Origin of the sequence: Gemmata palustris (assembly GCF_017939745.1) — a bacterium.
In the GTDB taxonomy this organism is placed as follows: Bacteria; Planctomycetota; Planctomycetia; order Gemmatales; family Gemmataceae; genus Gemmata; species Gemmata palustris.
The window spans coordinates 2,082,600-2,101,618 of the sequence record NZ_JAGKQQ010000001.1 but is presented as its reverse complement, the minus strand read 5'-3'; the positions used below and the strand labels follow the sequence as shown (position 1 = coordinate 2,101,618).

The window sequence follows — 19,019 nt, the reverse complement described above, 5'->3', positions numbered from 1 at the left end:
GTTGCTGCGAGGCGTCTTGTTTGTGGAGGCACGAAGCGCCCCAACGAGAGCGGCCGCATGCACGTTATCCTCGCCACAGTGGGTACCGACGGGGACGTGTTCCCGCACCTCGGGCTCGGGTCGGTTCTGCGCGAACGCGGGCACCGGGTCACTCTGGCCGCGCCCGAAACGTATCGCGCCCGGGCGGAGGCGCTCGGGCTCGCGTTCGCGTCCCTCGTGACGACCGCGGAAGTCGGCCGGATGCTCGCCCATCCCGACCTCTTTCACCCGCTCCGCAGTGGTCGGATGATGGCCCGGTGGGGCGCCCCGATGATTCCCCGCCAGTACGAACTGCTGGCCGATCTCGCACGCGAGCCGGGAACCGTCCTCGTCACCAATCCCGGGCTTCTGGCCGGCCGGCTCGTTCAAGAGAAAGTGCGGTGCCCGACCGCATCTCTGCTCCTCCAACCCGGGCTGGTGCCGAGCAGCACCGCGCCGCCCAAAATGACCGGCGGGCTGACGATCCCGTCGTGGTTTCCCCGACCGCTGCGGGAGCTGTACTGGTTGGCACTCGACGTCGCAGGGTACTGGCTCGTCGCCCGATCACTCAATTCGGTTCGAGCCACGCTCAAATTAGCTCCTGTTCGGCGCCTGTTCCGCTGGTGGTGGTCGCCGGATCTCGTGATCGGGCTGTTCCCGAACTGGTACGCGGAACCGCAACCGGATTGGCCCCCTCAACTCCGGCTCGCCGGGTTCGGCCGGTTCGATGGCACGCGGAACGACCTGCCCGACGGCGTCCGGGCGTTCTGCACGGCCGGTTCGCCGCCGGTCGCGTTCACGCTGGGAACGGGGATGACGCGCGCGCGCGGGTTCTTTCGCACTGCGGTTGCTGCGTGCGAATCCCTCGGCGCACGCGGACTGCTCCTGACGAAATACCCGGAACAGCTCCCCGCCCGATTGCCGCCCACGATCCGTCACTGCGGGTTCGCCCCGTTCCGGGCGCTGCTTCCGCTGTGCGGGGCGGTGGTTCACCACGGCGGAATTGGAACGACTGCCGCCGCACTGGAGTCGGGGTGTCCACAACTCGTACTTCCGTTGGCGTGGGATCAACCCGACAACGCGGCTCGGGTTGCGCGATTGGGAGTGGGTGCGTCTCTCGGATCGCGGCAACGGACCTCTGGTCACATGGCCCGCGCGCTGGCTCGACTCGTGACCCCGGCCGTGCGTGCTCGGTGCGCGGAGGTCGCGGCCAAGGCGCGGGGAGAGAACGGGCTGGAAGTCGCCGCCGGGTGGCTCGAAGAGTTTGCCCGCGCCAAGTTTTGAATGCACATCCATACTGCACCGAAAGCCCCGCAGAGCCCGGGGCTTTCTCGCTCCCGGCTGGTATAATCGCTGCGTCCCCAGTTGCGCCGACCGCGAGAGCCGTCCCATGCTGAACACCGCCGTTCGTGAAGCCGTCATGCGGGTTTTGCCGCGCGTGAAAACGCCCGCTCAGTACTCCGGCGGCGAACTCCATTCCGTTGCGAAAGATCACCGCCAGGTGCGCGGAAAACTGTGTCTGTGCTTCCCGGACGCCTACACGCTCGGGATGAGCCACCACGGGTTCCAGGTGCTCTACACGATCATGAACAACGACCCGCAGTGGGCCTGCGAGCGGGCGTTCGCGCCGTGGATGGACTTCGAGGGCGAACTGCGCCGCAACCGACTGCCCATGTACGGGCTCGAGACCTTCACGCCGCTGTACGAGTTCGACGTGATCGGGTTCAGCCTCCAGTACGAGGTGTGCTACACGAACCTGCTCACGATGATCGACCTCGGCGGCGTTCCGATGTTCAGCAACGAGCGGATGGTGACGGACCCGCTCGTGATCGCGGGTGGCCCGGGCGCGCAGAACCCGGAACTCCTCGCGCCGTTCGTGGATCTTTTCATCATCGGCGACGGCGAAGAATCACTGCCCTGGGTGATGGAAAAGTGGATGGCGCTGAAAGAGGTCGCGATTCGTGAAGGGGATCTGACGCACAAGCGCCGGATGGAAATGCTGGCCGAACTGGTCGGCAGTACGAAGTGGGCCTACGCGCCCGCGTTCTACGTGTTCGACTACCACGCGGACGGCACCATCGCGACCGTCAACCGCACCCGGAGCGACGTGCCGGCGCAAATCGAGAGCTGCACGATCAACCAGGACCTCGACGCGATCCCGCTCCCGACGAAGCCGGTCGTGTCGTTCGTGCAGACGCCCCACGACCGCATCGCGATCGAGATCATGCGCGGGTGCCCGTGGCAGTGCCGGTTCTGCCAGTCCACGGTCATCAAGCGCCCGCTCCGGGTGCGCTCGGTCGAGACCATCGTTCAGGCCGCGCTCGACAGCTACCGCAATACCGGGATGAACGAAATCAGCCTGCTGTCGCTCTCGAGCAGCGACTACCCGCACTTCGAGGAGCTGGTCAAGCGGATGCACGAGGTGTTCGGGCCGCTCGGGGTCAACGTTTCTTTGCCGAGCCTGCGAGTGAACCACCAACTCCGTAGCGTCCCCCAACTGATGCAGGGGTGGCGCCGGGCCGGGCTGACGCTCGCGCCCGAAGTCGCACGCGACGACATGCGGACGCAGATCCGCAAGCCGATCAAGAACGACGACCTCATCGAAGGCTGTCGCGAAGCGTTCAAGGCGGGCATGTCGCACGTGAAGCTCTACTTCCTGTGCGGACTGCCGGGCGAGCGCTCGGTGGACCTGGACGGCATCGTGGAACTCGCGGAGGCGATCAGCGAGGTCGGGAAGCAGGCGACCGGGCGCTACAAGGAAGTGACCGCGAGCGTGTCCAACTTCATCCCGAAGCCGCACACGCCCTACCAGTGGAACGGGATGCAGACGCGCGACTACTTCCGCTGGGCCGGCGACTACCTGCACCGCCAGAAGCGGAACAAGTGGGTGAAGATCAAGCAGCACGACATCGAGACGAGCCTCCTCGAAGGCATCCTCACGCGCGGCGACCGGCGCGTGGCGCCCGGGCTCCACGAGGCCTGGAAGCGCGGCGCGCGCTTCGACGGCTGGAAGGAGTGCTTCCGCCCGGACATTTGGTGGAAGTCGTTCGCGGACCTGGGAATCGACGTGGACTTCTACCGCTCGCGGCAGCGGCCGATCGGCGAGAAGCTCCCGTGGGACCACGTCAACGTAAAGAAGGGCCGCGCGTACCTGGAGAAGGAACAGGAGCGGAGCGTCATTCAGCTCCGCGTGATGGCGGACGCCGTCAGCGGCGAGGGCGGGGACAAGAGCCCCACCGGGTGCGGGGGGTAAAGACCGGGCGTGTACTCATATAGTGAGCAATCGCGTTCCGAAATTGCCGTTTCAGCGTCCGGTCGTCCCCGTTGGCTCCGAGTTGCGCACCGATTGAGTAGGTCAGTCGGCGCTTCTAGTGCAGGTAACCCTTCGACTTCATCAGCGCGACGATGCGCTCGACGCTTTCCTCGACATTGGTTTGGTCGGTTTGCAGCACGAGGTCGGGCGCCTTCGGCTCCTCGAACGCCGCCGTCACGCCCGGCATCTGCGCGATCTTGCCCTCGTCGGCGAGCCGGTACGCGCCGCTCTGGTCGCGCGCACGCAGCACCTCCATCGGGGCCGTGCAGTACACCTCCAGCACGCGGTCCCGCCCGATCAACTGCTTCGCCTTCTCGCGCACCGCGTCGTGCGGGGCCACGAACGCCGCGATCGTAATCACCCCCGCGTCGTTCATCAGCTTCGCGACCTCGGCCGAGCGCCGTAGGTTCTCCGAGCGGTCGTCGGCCGTGAACCCGAGGTCGCGGTTCAGCCCCTGGCGCATGTTCTGGCCGTACAGCACCGTCACCGCGCGGCCCTCGTCCCACAGCCGGCGCTCCAGGCCGTAGGCGATCCGGCTCTTGCCGCTCCCGGTCAGCCCGACCAGCAGCACCGTCACCGGCACGTGTTTGTAGCGCTGCTCGCGCTCGGCGGGTGCGACGAGGCTCTGGCGTAGTTTGAGGCGGGCCGCCGGCTCCGCCCCCCACACGTCGCCCGGCGCCCGGCCGCTGCCGGCCTCCAGGATCATGCCGGCGCCGACCGTGTTGTTCGTCAGCCGGTCGATGAGGATGAACGCCCCGGTCGCGGCGTTGGTGCGGTACGGGTCGCACGCCAGTGGTTGCGTCAGGGCGAGCTGCACGTGCCCGACCTCGTTCAGCCCGAGCCGCGCGATGGCCCGGTGCTCCAGGGTGTTGACGTCGACGCCGTAGCGGAACGCCGCGACCTCCGCCGACACCTGCCGCGTGGTGTGCTTGAGTGTGTACGTCCGGCCGGGCACGAGCGGCTGCTCGGACATCCACACCACCATCGCCTCGATCTGGGCGCTGACGTGCGGCGGGCCGTCGGGCCGCACCAGCATGTCGCCGCGGCTGACGTCCACCTCGTCGGTCAGCGTGACGGTCACGGCCTGCGGCGCGAACGCCTCGTCCAGTTCGCCGTCGTAGGTCACGATCGACTTCACCCGGCTGCGCTTGCCCGACGGCAGCGCCATCACCTCGTCGCCCTTGCGCAAGATCCCGGACGCCACCGTTCCGGCGAACCCGCGGAAGTCGAGGTTCGGGCGCACGACGTACTGCACCGGGAACCGCAGGTCGGTCAGGTTGCGGTCGCTGGCGATGTGGACCGTTTCCAGATGGTCGAGCAGCGCCGGGCCGTGGTACCACGGCATCGCGTCGCTCTTGGACGCGACGTTGTCGCCCTTCAGCGCGGACATCGGGATGAACGTGATGTCCGGCAGCCCGAGCTTGGCGACGAACCCAGTGTAGTCGTCCTTGATGCGCTCGAAGACCTCCTGCGAGTGCCCGACGAGGTCCATCTTGTTGATCGCGACGACGACGTGGCGGATGCCCAGGAGCGACACGATGAACGAGTGCCGGCGCGTCTGGGTCTGCACGCCGTGGCGCGCGTCGATGAGGATGATGGCGAGCTGGCACGTCGAGGCGCCGGTGGCCATGTTGCGCGTGTACTGCTCGTGGCCGGGGGTGTCGGCGATGATGAACTTGCGCCGGTCGGTCGAGAAGTACCGGTACGCGACGTCGATGGTGATGCCCTGCTCGCGCTCGGCCTTGAGGCCGTCGGTGAGCAGCGCGAGGTCGATCTCGCCGGCCCCGGTGGTGCCCACCTTCTCGCTGTCGCGCTTCACCGCGGCGAGTTGGTCCTCGTAGATCATCTTGGTGTCGTGCAGGAGCCGGCCGATGAGCGTGCTCTTGCCGTCGTCGACGCTGCCGCAGGTGAGGAACCGCAGCAGCTCTTTCTTCTGGTGGCGGGCGAGGTAGGCGTGAATGTCTTCCTGACTCAGGTCAACAGCTTGCATCTCAGAGCTTTCTCTCGCGTTCCCAAAGGAATAACATCAGTGGTTCGTGGTCAACCGCAGCTGCCGATCCATGTGGCGGTGAAGTTCGTCAAACGTCACGCAGATCACGTTGTTGCTATCGACACTGACCTTGTCGGCTCTCCAATTCAGCCGGAACCGGTCGTAGGAGTCCGTGATCCCGGCGTCCCGGCCGATGATAAGCATTGCCGAGAACCGGATGTGCCCGTCCCCAAAATCCCGTTTGAATCTCTCACTCTTTTTCAGGTCGTCGAGCATCGTGTACCAGTCGATGATCTGCGAGTAGCCGTGCTCGAACCGGGGGCTCCACACCCGCGCGTTCCCGGTCTGTGACGGTTTGAAGATGCTCTGCAACCGCCCGTCCTCGAACTCGATCACGCAGAACTGACGGTACGCCTTGTCGCCCAGAACGAGGTCGGCCGCGTAGTCACCGAAGAAGCCGTATTCAAAGCAGATTTGTGTGGCCGGGCCGATGTTCCGCATGAACGAACCGATATACGCGGACGCCTGCATTCGGCTTTTGAAGAACGGCTGGATGTCGTACTTCTCTGACAGCTCGGTTTTGGTCCGGAGCATGGCCCCGAACTCATCGATTTCGGTGCGACACTGCTTCGGATCGAACGTGACGCTGGTGAATTGCTGGGCCACAGTCGATCACTCCGATGCGGCCCCGGCAATCTTTAACCGGGAGGGCTTTGCCAGGTCCATAATGACGATCTCTCTGTTCGCCTCGCTCAGGGTGAAGAAGATCCTCATATCATCGGACGTATTCAGGAAGTAGGTGTCCTTGTAGATCGTGGCCCTCGCCATCTCGCGCAGGTGCTCGTCGTTCTCCCAATTCCCGAGGTGGTCGAACCACGAGATCACCTTCCGCCGCTCGTCGACGTCGAGCGTCCGCAGGGCCGCATCGACATCTGCCGTCTTGGTGACCTTCATGGCGCTCTCCTGCTCCCGTGAAGCGGTTCGCTGGGTTCTCAACGGGTTCCGCCCTCATTGTACCAGCGTTCCCGCACGCCCCGCTCAGAAATACCCCTCGCGCTTCTTCTGCTCCATCGAGCCCGACTCGTCGTGGTCGATCATGCGGCCCTGGCGCTCGGAGTTCCGGGCCAGGAGCATCTCCTCGATGATCTCTGGGAGGGTCGTCGCGGTGCTCTCGATGGCCCCGGTGAGCGGGTAGCACCCCAGGGTGCGGAACCGCACGCGCTTCATCATCGGCACCTCGCCGGGGCGCAGCCGCATGCGGTCGTCGTCCACCATGATGAGTGTGCCGTCGCGCTCCACGACCGGGCGCACGTCGGCGAAGTAGAGCGGAACAATGGGGATGTTTTCCAGGTGGATGTACTGCCAGACGTCCAGCTCGGTCCAGTTGCTCAGCGGGAACGCGCGGATGCTCTCGCCCTTATTCACCTTGCAGTTGTACAGGTTCCAGAGCTCGGGCCGCTGGTTCTTCGGGTCCCACTGGTGCAGCCGGTCGCGGAAACTGTAGACGCGCTCCTTGGCCCGGCTCTTCTCCTCGTCGCGCCGGGCGCCGCCGAACGCGGCGTCGAACTGGTAGTGGTTCAGCGCCTGTTTTAGCCCCGCCGTCTTCATGACGTCGGTGTGCTTCTTCGAGCCGTGGTCGAACGGGTTGATGTTCTGGGCCTGCCCCTCGGGGTTGATCCAGATCTTCAGGTCGAGGTTCTGCTCGCGGCAGAACCGGTCGCGGAACTCGATCATCGCCCGGAACTTCCAGGTCGTGTCGACGTGCAGCAGCGGGAACGGCAGGCGCCCGGGGTGGAACGCCTTCTGCGCCAGCCGCAGCATGACGGCGGAATCTTTACCGATCGAATAGAGCATCACGGGCCGCTCGAACTCGGCGGCGACCTCGCGGATGATGTGGATGCTCTCCGCCTCCAGCACTTTCAAGTGGGAGAGGTTGTAACTGCTGCTGATGGCCCGCCCTCCTGGAGTCTTCACCCCTTAATTCTATGAGGTCGGGCCGCCAAATGGCGTGTCCGTCACCGCAAACTCAATCGCTGGCACATCAGTGGAGAGTATTTCACCGCAGAGGGCACGAGAGGGCGCGGAGAAAGGCCGAAACCGAACCGGCCCCGGCCGCCCGTGCGTTCCGGCGCGCGGGTAACATCGGCTAACATTTCGGGACCGCGGGGTACGCGCCTTCATTTCGCTTGGGAGAAACGACAGTTTCTCCTTATACCGGCTAGCATTCGCGCCACAAACCGCCCGCCCCGGGTCACAAGTGCAATCCGCTCGTCAGGGTAGTCCGCTCGCTTCGCGAGCGGTTGGCTCCCGGTGTGCGTGCGATTCTTGGTGTGGAGCGGCTCCCGCTCGCGGACTACACTCGCGCGATCCCGGTCGGCACAACGCGCACCGCTTCCTCGCGGCATTATACTCACATAAAAATAGCGATATCAAGAACAGTAGTGAAAATAAGAACAGAAGCCATCAAGGGGGCCGCCGAATCCCGGCCCTTAACCGAGCACGAGATCAACGCCCCGGCCTCTAGCGCACGTGCGGTCCTGGATCGCGGCAGTGATTCAGGACGTCGGCGCGGTCGCACCCGGCTCCGGGGCGCGCCACGGCCACTTTCCTTCCATGCGCCATTTGCGCAGCACATCATGGGGATGCCGGTCACCCAGGGCATTGGAATACCATGCGAGCGGGTCCGAGGAATTCGGGTCGAACTCACCGGCCGCGCCGGACTCCAAGAAGGTCGCGTAGTCGGCGAGGAACTCTGCCCACCCGGAGGCCGATGCACATTTCTGGTCCTCGTCCCGTCCGAAGATGATGACCTGCCCAACCGTGCCCGCGGGGCCGGGCGCGAGATCAACTCCGATGTGGTTGCCGCCCGCGTCCCGGGTTAGAGGAACCCAACCGGCATTCGTGTAATCGAGCGCGACCGCCCCCACCGGGAATGACTTGTGCCGGTCCCGAAACTCCTCATTGTGACCCGCAACGTCCCGCCATATTTGCCAGTCGTGGGCGGCGCCTTGAGTGGTTTGCAGCTCGCACCCGAAGATGAAACTGTTGTTTCCGTTGTGGATCGCGAACGATTCCCGCACGTCCGGCGGGAGTGGCTGCCCGATCGCTCGTTCGAGTTCCTCGATCTCTTCGCCCGTGGCGCCGGGTGCGAGGGCTTCGAGTAGCGCGGGGTAGTGTTGGCGGCACCAGTTTTCTAATCGTACCCACGCGCTCCGGGCCGACGCCGCCAGCCAGTGCGCCAAGGGATATCGGCCAATGGCTCCGCGCCACTCCTCGGATAAGCCCTCGCCGGCCCGTCGGTATCGAGCGAGCGCCTCGTGCCACTTGGCAGAGCCGGAGGGTTCGGCCGCGAGAGCGCACTCGGCGCGGATAAATTCGCCACCGCGCCGCCCGCGCTCGTCCAGCCAGTCGGCGAACACGAGGCGCGTGGTGTCGTCGCTCGGGTCCGCTTTGATCGCCGCCAAGAACGCGCCATCTTCGTTCATACGCTCTCCGACACCCAACGCCGTGGAACTGCTCCCCGCATGCCCGTTCCGGTGCCCGGAGTTCACACCGGGTGCCCGCGGGGCCGATGGTAGAATGCCCGTGGATCAGTTTCGCGATTTCCCTTACTGTGACCACGATACCTAAACAAATGGCGGTAACCGGGTGCAGGAGCTAGTGACACGACCGCTGCGGGGGCAACGGAAGTTTCGGTGCAAGCGCCCGACTGCCGCATGACCTTTTGAAACCGTCTCTAACTTGAACGGCGGGCGAGACGTGACCAACGACGTGATGAATTCCATCTCGAACAGCGTGGGCGCAGAGTCGGCCCCGCGCAAACCCTGGGAGCGCTAAGACAAGTATCGTTGATACCCTGGCGCGGAGTAAATCACTCAACGAACGCGGGCCGCAGCATTCGATGCTGCGGCCCGTCGTTGCTACTCGTTACTCCTACTTTTCGCACTTCAGCGTGTACATCGCCTGGTTGGTTTTCGTCTTGAACTCGGTCGGCTTCTCGCCGCCCGGCGCGGTGTAGATGATGCGGATGGTGTTGTCCTTCCGCTCGATCAGCCCGTGCATTTCTTTGTCCTTGTCACTGCCGGCGGTCGGCTTGATAACGATCACACACGGATTTTTGGTCGAGTCCAGTGTGAACTCGGCGACCAGGAACTCGGTGCCGTCCTTATTTGATCCGGTGAGTTTGTTGCCCGTGAACCGGAACGTTGCGCCCTTGAAATCAGCTTCAGCAACCGCCTGGCCGTTCCGCTCCCCGGCGACGATTTGGTGCTGGCCGTCCAACTTCGGTTTCTCGTTTTCGGCCGAAATTACCACTGCGTGAACGTTCAGAGACAGGACCGCAACCAGTGCGGCGCGCACGAACATCGACATGAAATCCTCCGTGTCGGGCGAGAGTGCCGGGCGAAATGTCGGGGCGATGGCAGCGTCGGACGCGAGAGCGGGCGACAGGTCAGTCGAGGTGGCCGTTACCTTCAACGGCGATGGCAGTGTAGGGGCAGCGCACCTCAAATAGCAATGGCCCGGGGAGATTCCGGGTTTTGAAATCGGAGCCGTTTACTCTTTCGTGAACTTGTTCGGCGCCTTCACGCCCTTATCCGTGTTCTTCAGCACGAAGAGGTGCTGTTTCTCCCGCGTCATGAACTCCTTTGGCATCTCGCCGCCCGGGAGCGCGTAGATCAGCGTAATCGTGTCGCCGTCCTTCTTGATAAGCCCCGTCGCGGTCGATTCTTTGGGCTCCTTGCTCTTCATCGTGATGACCCACGGGGTCTTCGACGTGTCAAGTGTGTAGGTCGCGGAGAAGAACTCTTTCTTGTCCTTGTCGGTACCGAGAACGGTATCGCCGGTGAACTTGACGATCGACCCTTTAATCTCCGCTTCTGGAATCGGTTTCCCGTCTTTTTCACCGGAGACGAGTGTGTACCCGCCTTCCAGGGAAGCGGCAGTTTGCTTCTCTGGAGTTGTCGGCGGCTTGTCCGGAGTGGGTGGCTCCGTCATGGTGGCGACGATGACGGTAGCGGCGAAAAAGAGTATTGAGCTGATCGTTTGCATCGGGTTGCTCCTCGGGCGAGGAAGATCGGAGTCCGTTCCCGCTCAATGACGTGCGGGAAACGAACAACAATCATGCAACCGATGTGCCGTCACGACCACTAACCGGGAAGTCGGCTCGCGCGGCTCCGCAAGAGGTGATCGACCAACACGAGCGCGATCATCGCTTCGCCCATCGGCACGAAGCGCGGGAGCAGGCAGGGATCGTGCCGGCCCTTCACGAGAATTTCGGTCGGCTCCCCGGCCCGTGTCACCGTGCGCTGGGAGCGGGGAATGCTGCTCGTGGGCTTCACCGCGACGCGACACACGATCGGCATCCCGCTGGAGATCCCGCCGAGCATCCCGCCGTGACGGTTCGATTCGGTTCGGGCGCGGGCCTCGTGGTGCGGTTCCCAGACTGCGGTGTTACAGTCGGCCGCGTCCGGTGCAACGGGCGATTCGTGCGCCTCCGCGGGGACGAACACGTCGTTGTTCGCGCTGCCGCGCATGTTCGCCACCGCGAAGCCGGCCCCGTACTCGAAGCCGAGCACCGCGGGGAGCGAGAGCAGCGCCTTGCCCAAATCCGCCTTCAGCTTGTCGAAGACCGGTTCGCCCAGGCCCGGCGGAACGCCGGTGGCGACGAGTTCACATACACCGCCGATGGAGTCGCGGTCCATGCGAACAGAATCGATCAGCGCGATCATTTTCGCCGCGGTGTCGGGGATGGGGCACCGGACGGGCGTCGCTTCGATCTGCTCCAACGTTACCGTAGTGGGATCGGGAACGTCCGCGACCACGTCGCCGACCTGCTTTACGTATCCGAGCACGCCAATACCCGAGAGCGCGAGTATCTTCTTCGCGACCGCCCCGGCCGCAACGCGACTCACCGTTTCGCGCGCGCTCGACCGCCCGCCGCCGCGGTAGTCGCGGAACCCGTACTTCGCATCGAACGTGTAGTCCGCGTGGCCCGGCCGGTACTTGTCCTTGATATCGCCGTAATCACCGCTGCGCTGGTCGGCGTTGCGGAACAGGATGCCGATCGGCGTGCCGTCCGTTTTGCCTCCAAACACGCCGGACCAGATTTCCGGGGTGTCAGATTCGTCGCGCTGCGTTGTGAGCTTGCTCTGACCCGGCCGGCGCCGGAGCAGATCGGGCAGGAGGTCGTCAACCGACAGCTCCAACCCGGCCGGGCAGCCGTCAATAATGCACAGGTACCCGGGGCCGTGACTGACGCCCGACGTGGTGACGCGAAACAGTTTACCGAATGTGTTGCCTGCCATACTTCGATTGTATTGCGTGCGGGGAAAGGGAAGAGCCGCGGATGAACGCAGATAAACGCGGATCGGACCCAAAACGGATTAGTTCCGAAGTGCCCCAGTTCACAATAGGACGCCGCGAGTAGTTCTTGAACACCATCTCTTCGTGTCTGATCCGCGTTTATCTGCGTTCATCCGCGGCTCTTCCCTTCTGCCGCTTGGGGTGGAGCGTTGCGACGCACCCGGGTAGAGTGGGGCAACTCGTTACGGAGGTTGCCGATGCGAACTGCGCTCGCTGGTGTCGTCCTGCTCAGTATCGGCGCGCTGGTCCACGCGCAGCCCGCCAAAGAACCCGACCCGCGGTACGGCGTTACCGCCCGCGTCCGGCTGTACCCGCAAGCCACGCCCAAGGGCACCCTCAGAACGGCCCTCGAGCGCGTTGATGCCGGCGACTACTCGTACTTCGTCGCACACCTCCTCGATCCCAAGTTCGTGGACGAGGTCGTCACCGATCGCGCGAGCGCGCTCGAGGCCGCTACCGAGCGCGAACTCGCCCAGCTCCGGGACTTCCAGCGGGCCAACCCGAACACCGTGGTGGAAGAGAACCGCGTCCCGCTCGATCCGAAGGAGTTCCGCGCGGCCGTAACAGCGAAGGCCCGCAATTTGGGCTTCAAACAGCTCCTCAAGGACATCGAAGCGAAACTGAAAGAAGATCCGCAGGCCCAGAAGGACATGCGGAAGCTCCTGCGCGACGGCGCGTTTGCGGAAGCCGACGGGACGGCAACGGCCTCCCACGCAGACGTAAAGGGGCGCACGCTGTATTTCAAGAAGATCGGCGAGCGCTGGTTCATCGAGAACAAGCAGGCCGAGGAACCGAAGAAAGAGCCGTAAGCGGCCGCACCGACCCGCGTTGGGCACCTCGAATGATCGACCTCCGCAGCGACACCGTGACGAAGCCGACGTCCGGCATGATGGCGGCGATGATGGCCGCACCGGTCGGTGATGACGTGTTCGGGGAAGACCCGACGGTAAACGAACTCGAACAGCGCACCGCGGCGCTGTTCGGGTGCGAGGCCGGGCTGTTCGTGCCCAGCGGCACAATGGCCAACCAGATCGCGGTGCGGGTTCACTGCCGCCCGCAGGACGAGATCCTCCTCGAAACCAACAGTCACATCTGCTTGTGGGAGGCCGGGGGCGCAGCGGCGCTGAGCGGCGTCACGCTCCGCACGATCGACAGTCGCACCGGGGACGGGCGGCTCGACGGAAGTGACTTTGCCGACAAAGTTCGCCCCGACGACATGCACTCGGTGCGCACGCGGCTGGTGTGTTTGGAGAACACGCACAACCGCGGGGGCGGCACGATCACCTCGCCGGACGCGGTCCGCGACATTTCGCACTGGGCGCGACAGCACAAACTCGCGCTGCACCTCGACGGCGCCCGCATCTGGAACGCGATCGTGAAGACCGGCGTGCCCGCGAAGGTCTGGGGCGGGATGTTCGACACCGTGAACGTGTGCTTCAGTAAGGGTTTGGGCACGCCGGTCGGTTCAATGCTGCTCGGCCCGCGCGACCTGATCGCCCACGGTCGGCGCATCCGCAAGCTGTTCGGCGGGGCGATGCGGCAAATCGGGTTCCTCGCTGCGGCGTGCGACTACGCGCTCGATCACAACATTGATCGGCTCGCGGAGGACCACGCGAACGCGCGAATCATCGCGGACGCGGTGGCGGAAGTGCCGGGCTTCACACTCAAGCCCCAGGAAGTGGAAACGAATCTGGTGTGGTTCGAGGTGGGTGAGAAGCACGGCAGCGCGAAGGATGTTGCGGAGCGCCTGAAAGTGAATGGCGTGCTGGTGGCCCCGCTAGGAACGCGCGTGGTTCGGGCCGTCACGCACCTGGACGTGACTCGCGCGCAGTGCGTAACCGCGGCTGCGGCGATTCGCCGATTGGCTTCATGAGGCGGCCGGTTTTACTTCTTGTCGTCCTTCTTCGGCTCGACCTTCTCGTCCTTCTTCTTCACGCGAACGAACTCTTCCTTTAACCCGTCCGGGTCGATGAGGATCAGTTCGTCGGCGGTGAGCTTCTTGATGGTGAGCGTCTCTTTCTTGACGCGCGGGCCTTGCTTCACGTCATAGGGCAGTTCGTTCCCGACGATGCGGTACGTGCCCTCGTAGACGGACACCGTGTCCTTGTCGAGCCGCTGGCGAATGACCATCTTCCCGCCCTGGGAAAAGTCGAGTTCCACGTCGGTGTCCTTGTTCCCGCGCGAATCGAGCACCATTTTCCAGGTGCCGACCACCTTCTCGGCCTCGGTGCGCTCCTTCGGCACCGGCGCCGCGCCCGCGAAACTACCGATCCCCAACGCGACCAGACTGATGACGGCGCAGCGCATGGCGGGCCTCCACTGTGGTGGGGCCAGCATACCACCGCCGCGCGAGCGCGTAAAGCGAGACGGCCGCGGGGAACAACTCCCCGCGGCCGTCGGCGTAACTTCGCGGCCCCGTTACTTCTTTTCTTTCACGCGGTTCATCGTGTCTTCTTTGCCCTTCGAGTCCTTGGCCACCAGCTCCGTGTCGGTGAGTTTGGTGATCGTGATCGTTTCCTTCTCGGTCTTCCCGCCGAAGCTCATTTCGACTTCCAGTTTGTTGCCGTCGAGCTTGTACGTGCCGTCGATCTTCTCGGTCTTCCCGTTTACGGTCACGTGCAGGGTGAACTTGTCCTTCTCGCCGATCTCCAGCACCATCTTCGGGCCGTCTTTTTCGGCCTTGGCCGGCTCCCACTTCCCGATCAGCTTCTTGGCATCGATCTTTTCGTCCGCGGCGCCGGCGAACCCGGCGAGGACGAGAACCACAACCGACGCGGCGAGCGCACGCATTTGCTTTCTCCGGTGAACGATACTGGTCCGGCGGCCGCCACGCGGCCGTTGTTAGGAGGAGAAGGTACGCGGTCTGCCCGAGCGCGGCGACAACAAATCGATGCGGGGGTACAAAAAACGGAGCCGGCCGCGAGGGTTATCGCGGCCGGCTCCGGGGTCCGATCGAACGCGGTCGTTACTTCGCTTTCACTTTCTTGAAGGACTCGACCTTCCCGTCCTTGTCCTTGCCTTCCATCTCGTCGTCGGTCAGCTTCGTGAGCGTGACCGTTTCCTTGATATCGAGGTCCATGAATTTCAGGGCGAAGGTGAGCTTGTCGCCGTCGAGCTTGTAGGTGCCTTCGATCTTCACTTCCTTGCCGCCCATGTCGCCGGTGACGGTGAGCTTGCCGTCCTTGGTGAACTCCATCACCATCGCCTCGCCCTTCTTGGGCTTGACCGGCTCCCACTTGCCGACGAGCTTCTTCTCGTCGAGCTTCTTTTCGTCAGCAGCGTTCGCGCCGCAGACCACCGCCAGAACGATCCCGAGTCCGAGTAGCGTCCGCATTTCACGCTCCTGTGAGGGTGCAGCGCCCCTGCGGCGCCGGCCAAAACAGACTATTCGAGCGCCCGATTATCGGCGAGCGCCAAAACGTCGGGAATGTGGCCCTCAAACGGCCGGTTCCTCGCGGTCCGATTCCGGCCCGCCCGTCGGATCGGCAACGCCCAGCGCGCGGATCAGGAGGGGCAGCGTGAGCCCCTGGCCCACCAGCGTGGCGAAGATCACGGCGAACGTGAGAACCTGGATCAGGTTGCGGTTGGGAAACGGCTGACCGTTCTCGGTGGCGAGCGGCAGCGCGAGGGCCGCGGCGAGCGACACGACGCCGCGCATCCCGGTCCAACCCACGACGGTCACGCCCTGCCACGGCGGGTACGGCGTCGGGATGCCGAGCCTGCGGTCGATCCAGCGCGGCACGTAGGCGCCGGGGAACATCCACACGAGCCGAGCGCCGATTGCCGCGCCCGAAACCACGGCCGCGGCCGCGAACAGCGCCCCCGGCGAGTACGCTCCCTCGGCCTGATCGATGATTTGCCGCAGCGCGAACCCGACCAGGATGAAGATCAGCCCGTTCAACAGGAACTCGATCCACTCCCAAACGGCCCGGGCCTCTTCGTAGAGTTCCGCGCTGAACACGCGCTCGCACCGGTTGCCGACCCAGAACCCGGCGCTCACGGCCGCGAGCACCCCGGACAGGTGCAGGTGCTCCGCCGTCAGGTACACCGAGAACGGCGTGAGCAGGGTAATGGTGATGACGAGCTTCGTCTCCGCGAGCTTCTTGCGCTCGAGCCACCCGTGGAGCCACACCACGAGCCACCCGCCGGCGATCCCGATCGCGATCCCCCCGACGCTGACGTACAAGAACTCGAGGCTCGCGTTGACCAGGGAGAACGTCCCCGTGAGCACGGCCGCGACCGCGAACCGCAGCGCCACGAGCGCGGACGCATCGTTCACTAGGCTCTCGCCCTCGAGGATCGTGGTGATGAGGCGCGGGACCCGCAGGCGCTGGGTAATGGCGACCGCGGCGACCGCGTCCGGCGGGGAAACGATCGCCCCGAGCACGAACGCCGACGGCCAGGGCAGACCGACGAAGTAGTGCGCGGCGGCGGCGACCGCGACCACGGTGAACAGCACCAATCCCACCGCGAGCATGGTGATCGGCCGGATCTGGTCGCGAAATTCCGGCCACGGCGTCCGGAACGCGGTCGCGTACAGAAGCGGCGGAAGGAACAGCAGGAACACGATTTGGGGATCGATCACGACGCCCGGCGCCCACGGCTGGAGCCCGAGAACCAACCCCCCGACGACGAGCAGAATCGGCTCCGCGATATTGAACCGACGCGCGACCAGACCGAGCGCCACCGTAACCGCGAGCAGGGCCAGAATCAGTTCAACCGGGTGAAGCACAATAACCTCCGTGTTGTCCATCGCGGCTAAAGATATCGTTCCGACCCCCTCCGTGACACCGGAGTTCGCCGCGATGCCGATGTACCAACGGACCTCGCTCGGGCCACAGCCGGTGATCGCGCGGGCGGCACTCGCGGACCGGGCCGTGGACCTACGCGCTCCGGGACGCTGGGTGCGATAGCGTCGACGTGCTCGATGACGGCCGCGCACGCGCGCGGGTGCGGGGGGGCGTCGATCTGGCGCCCGGATAAGGAGTAGCAGAGTCGTCGCTTGCACGCGGGCGCAGACGGGTGTGACCCGGCGTCACAGTCGCAGAACAGGCAGGTGACGCGATCCCCAATCCAGACGGCCGGCGGGGTAGAGGAGCCGATCGTGGGACGGGACGATGAATTCACCGCCCCGTCCCACGATCGGGGCTGTCAGGGCTTCGGCGTGGACTCCGCGCCGGGGGCCGTGACGAATTTCCGCAGGTCCTCTCGGAGCTTCTTGCGCGACGGTTCGTGGGTGTACATCATGTGCCCGGCGTCGTAGTACGCCATCGTCACCCGGTCCATCAGGGGGCGCGGTCCGAGGTGGGAGAACGTGTAGTTGGTAGCGGCGAACGGGGTCGCCAGGTCGCAGTACCCACTGGCCACGAACACCCGCAGCCCCTTATCCTTCTCCAGCGCCGCCCGCAGGCGGGGGGTGACGTTGGCGTACTGGTTCGTGCCCGCCGACCCGTAGTTCCACGGCTGTACCGGGGCGCTTAGCACATACGGGGCCTCCGCCTTATACCCCAACCCGTCCGGCAGGTACTGCCGCATCGCGGCCGTGAACAACGGGGAAAGCAGAGCCGCCGCCGGGTCGCCGCCGCCTACCCGTTCGCCCCGCGGTCCGCCACCGGGGCCGCTCGCGGGCGGGGGCGCGCCGTTCGCACCCGGTCCGGCACCCGGTGTGCCGTTCGCGCCCGGCGTGCCCCCGGCGGCCGGTCGGGACGCGACCTTCGCCGACACGCGGGAGTCGTACCGCCCGACCACGGTCTGCTGGTCCCGCAGCAGCTCGGCACGGAACCGGGTCGCCTCCACCCGCAGGTCGGACCGGAGCACGAACTCCTCCGACAGCCCGGTCAGCATGGCCACCTGTTTGGCCGCCGCCTGCCGCTCGTAATCGGTCAGCAGGGTGCCCTTGTGCAGCGCCTCCAGGTACGGCCCGGCCGCGTACTTCTGCGACTCGCGCAGGGCCGTCGGCAGGTCGACCGCCCACTTCTTGTCCAGCTTCCCGTGGTGGAACGCGGTGGCCGTGTAGGTGGGCAGGAAAAGGGCGTATGGCAGTTCGTTACTGCCCCCGAACCGGATGGTCTGGAAGTCCAGCACGGTAGAAATGAGGACGATCCCGGCCAACTTCACCCCGCCCCGGTTCTGGAGGTAGGTGGACAGGGACGCCGCCCGGGTGGTGCCGTAGCTCTCCCCGGCCACGTACACCGGCGACTCCTTCCGGCCGAACTTGGCCACGTAGTCGCGGATGAAATCCCCGACCGACTGGGTGTCCTCCTCCAGCCCGTGGAACAGCTTGGCGTCGGCCGGGGTTTCGGCCCGGCTCAGGCCCGTGCTCACCGGGTCGATGAACACTAGGTCGGTGACGTCCAGCATCGAGCAGTCGTTCTCCACCAGTTCGGCCGGGCTGGGGGCGGTCAGCCCGTCGTTGTTAATCAGCACCCGGCGCGGGCCGAAGAACCCGAGGTGGACGTATGATGAGGCGGACCCCGGCCCGCCGTTGAAGCAGAAGGTGAGCGGGCGGGCGGCGGGGGCGTCCCCGGACTTCCGGGTGTACGCCATGTAGAAGATGTTCGCCTTCGCCTTACCCGTCTTGTCGGTCCCCGGGAGCATACCGGCAGTCGCCTTGTACTCGACTTTCTGCCCGGCGATGATGACCGACCCGTCCGTAACAACGGTCGGTGGCACCTTCTTTTCGTCCTTGGCCCCGGGCGCCTCGTCTTTTGGGGGCGCCTTGCCGTCCTGGGGTGCCTTCTTGTCGTCCGCGGGCCGGGGTTTCTCATCCTTGGGTGGCGCCTGGCCCTTCGGCGGGTCGCCCTTCGGCGGCTGCCCCTGTTGGGCGGCAGACGACGTGACTCCCACGGCGATGAGGAAGGCGGCGAGGAGCGCGTAGCGGCGCAAGACCATGTGGCACCTGGCATTTGCGGAGGGGGTAAGTGGAGGTCGGTCAATTCTCAGCGCCAGGAGATCGCCCGTCAATAGGTCACCTGGCCCCCGATCACGGACGCGCGTTCGGCCGCCTTCATGACGCTCGGGTGGTGCGACACGCTCACGATCTCGATATCGCGGACGAACGGCGAGCGGCGGGGCTGGCACGCGGCCCGACGGAGGAAATCCTTCACACCTTCGCTCGGGATCGCGAAGCGGATCTCGATCACCACCTCGATCTCCTCCGCGCCGGGACCGACCACGTGTGAATTGGTGACCACCTGCCCGCGCCCGGGGATAAAGAAGCCGCTCCCGCTGCGCACCCATCGCCGGCGAACCCGACCCGGATGTAGACGGACGCTTTCTTGATTTTCTCGAGCGCCTCCGCGCGGGGGTGGTTTCGGAGGTCGTGGAGGGATTTGT

18 protein-coding genes are annotated in these 19,019 nt (G+C 65.1%); 4 read left to right on the top strand and 14 right to left on the bottom strand.

What is annotated here, in order from left to right; all coding sequences use genetic code 11:
* Positions 1-57: 57 nt before the first annotated feature.
* Together J8F10_RS08260 and J8F10_RS08255 are read left to right on the top strand one after the other, a co-directional pair.
* The gene (locus J8F10_RS08260) at positions 58-1,302 is read left to right on the top strand and encodes a glycosyltransferase (RefSeq protein WP_210653361.1); all 1,245 of its coding nucleotides are present in this window, start codon (positions 58-60) and stop codon (positions 1,300-1,302) included.
* Between the two features lie 106 nt (positions 1,303-1,408).
* Positions 1,409-3,271: a TIGR03960 family B12-binding radical SAM protein gene (locus J8F10_RS08255; protein ID WP_210653360.1), complete on the top strand. Its 1,863-nt coding sequence runs from the start codon at positions 1,409-1,411 to the stop codon at positions 3,269-3,271.
* Positions 3,272-3,386: 115 nt separating this feature from the next.
* On the opposite strand, the gene cysN is transcribed toward J8F10_RS08255, so the two are convergent.
* The 8 genes from cysN to aroC all read right to left on the bottom strand — a co-directional run bounded on the left by cysN (position 3,387) and on the right by aroC (position 11,626).
* A complete protein-coding gene (gene cysN / locus J8F10_RS08250; RefSeq protein ID WP_210653359.1) occupies positions 3,387-5,321 on the bottom strand; it encodes a sulfate adenylyltransferase subunit CysN in 1,935 nt (644 codons plus the stop codon).
* A gap of 36 nt (positions 5,322-5,357) precedes the next feature.
* The gene (locus J8F10_RS08245) at positions 5,358-5,987 is read right to left on the bottom strand and encodes a Shedu anti-phage system protein SduA domain-containing protein (RefSeq protein WP_210653358.1); all 630 of its coding nucleotides are present in this window, start codon (positions 5,985-5,987) and stop codon (positions 5,358-5,360) included.
* A gap of 6 nt (positions 5,988-5,993) precedes the next feature.
* Positions 5,994-6,275 carry a hypothetical protein gene (locus J8F10_RS08240; protein ID WP_210653357.1) on the bottom strand — a complete coding sequence of 94 codons (282 nt, stop codon included), beginning with the start codon at positions 6,273-6,275 and terminating at the stop codon, positions 5,994-5,996.
* Between the two features lie 84 nt (positions 6,276-6,359).
* Positions 6,360-7,271 carry a sulfate adenylyltransferase subunit CysD gene (cysD, locus tag J8F10_RS08235; RefSeq protein WP_210661808.1) on the bottom strand — a complete coding sequence of 304 codons (912 nt, stop codon included), beginning with the start codon at positions 7,269-7,271 and terminating at the stop codon, positions 6,360-6,362.
* Between the two features lie 605 nt (positions 7,272-7,876).
* Entirely contained in the window at positions 7,877-8,806 is a 930-nt protein-coding gene (locus J8F10_RS08230; RefSeq protein WP_210653356.1) for a TIGR02996 domain-containing protein, read from the bottom strand.
* A 448-nt stretch (positions 8,807-9,254) separates the two neighbouring features.
* The gene (locus J8F10_RS08225) at positions 9,255-9,692 is read right to left on the bottom strand and encodes a TIGR03067 domain-containing protein (RefSeq protein WP_210653355.1); all 438 of its coding nucleotides are present in this window, start codon (positions 9,690-9,692) and stop codon (positions 9,255-9,257) included.
* 183 nt (positions 9,693-9,875) lie between these two features.
* On the bottom strand, positions 9,876-10,370 hold the full coding sequence (locus J8F10_RS08220) for a TIGR03067 domain-containing protein (RefSeq protein ID WP_210653354.1): 495 nt from the start codon (positions 10,368-10,370) through the stop codon (positions 9,876-9,878).
* A gap of 98 nt (positions 10,371-10,468) precedes the next feature.
* Positions 10,469-11,626 (bottom strand): chorismate synthase, encoded by a 1,158-nt coding sequence (gene aroC, locus J8F10_RS08215; protein WP_210653353.1) that lies wholly within the window; start codon positions 11,624-11,626, stop codon positions 10,469-10,471.
* A 255-nt stretch (positions 11,627-11,881) separates the two neighbouring features.
* Between aroC and J8F10_RS08210 the strand changes: the two genes are divergently transcribed.
* Positions 11,882-12,493 (top strand): hypothetical protein, encoded by a 612-nt coding sequence (locus J8F10_RS08210; protein ID WP_210653352.1) that lies wholly within the window; start codon positions 11,882-11,884, stop codon positions 12,491-12,493.
* 32 nt (positions 12,494-12,525) lie between these two features.
* Positions 12,526-13,557: a low-specificity L-threonine aldolase gene (gene ltaE, locus J8F10_RS08205; RefSeq protein WP_210653351.1), complete on the top strand. Its 1,032-nt coding sequence runs from the start codon at positions 12,526-12,528 to the stop codon at positions 13,555-13,557.
* 11 nt (positions 13,558-13,568) lie between these two features.
* Here the strand turns inward: ltaE and J8F10_RS08200 are convergent, their stop codons facing one another.
* The 6 genes from J8F10_RS08200 to J8F10_RS08175 all read right to left on the bottom strand — a co-directional run bounded on the left by J8F10_RS08200 (position 13,569) and on the right by J8F10_RS08175 (position 18,877).
* Complete coding sequence (locus J8F10_RS08200) at positions 13,569-13,991, bottom strand: TIGR03066 family protein (protein ID WP_210653350.1); 423 nt, start codon at positions 13,989-13,991, stop codon at positions 13,569-13,571.
* A gap of 111 nt (positions 13,992-14,102) precedes the next feature.
* Positions 14,103-14,474, bottom strand: coding sequence for a TIGR03066 family protein (locus J8F10_RS08195; protein WP_210653349.1), 372 nt, complete (start codon positions 14,472-14,474; stop codon positions 14,103-14,105).
* Positions 14,475-14,649: 175 nt separating this feature from the next.
* A complete protein-coding gene (locus J8F10_RS08190) occupies positions 14,650-15,018 on the bottom strand; it encodes a TIGR03066 family protein (protein ID WP_210653348.1) in 369 nt (122 codons plus the stop codon).
* Between the two features lie 102 nt (positions 15,019-15,120).
* On the bottom strand, positions 15,121-16,416 hold the full coding sequence (locus J8F10_RS08185; protein ID WP_210653347.1) for a Na+/H+ antiporter: 1,296 nt from the start codon (positions 16,414-16,416) through the stop codon (positions 15,121-15,123).
* Between the two features lie 419 nt (positions 16,417-16,835).
* Positions 16,836-18,575 (bottom strand): S10 family peptidase, encoded by a 1,740-nt coding sequence (locus tag J8F10_RS08180; RefSeq protein WP_210653346.1) that lies wholly within the window; start codon positions 18,573-18,575, stop codon positions 16,836-16,838.
* 68 nt (positions 18,576-18,643) lie between these two features.
* Positions 18,644-18,877: a hypothetical protein gene (locus J8F10_RS08175; RefSeq protein ID WP_210653345.1), complete on the bottom strand. Its 234-nt coding sequence runs from the start codon at positions 18,875-18,877 to the stop codon at positions 18,644-18,646.
* Positions 18,878-19,019 lie beyond the last annotated feature (142 nt).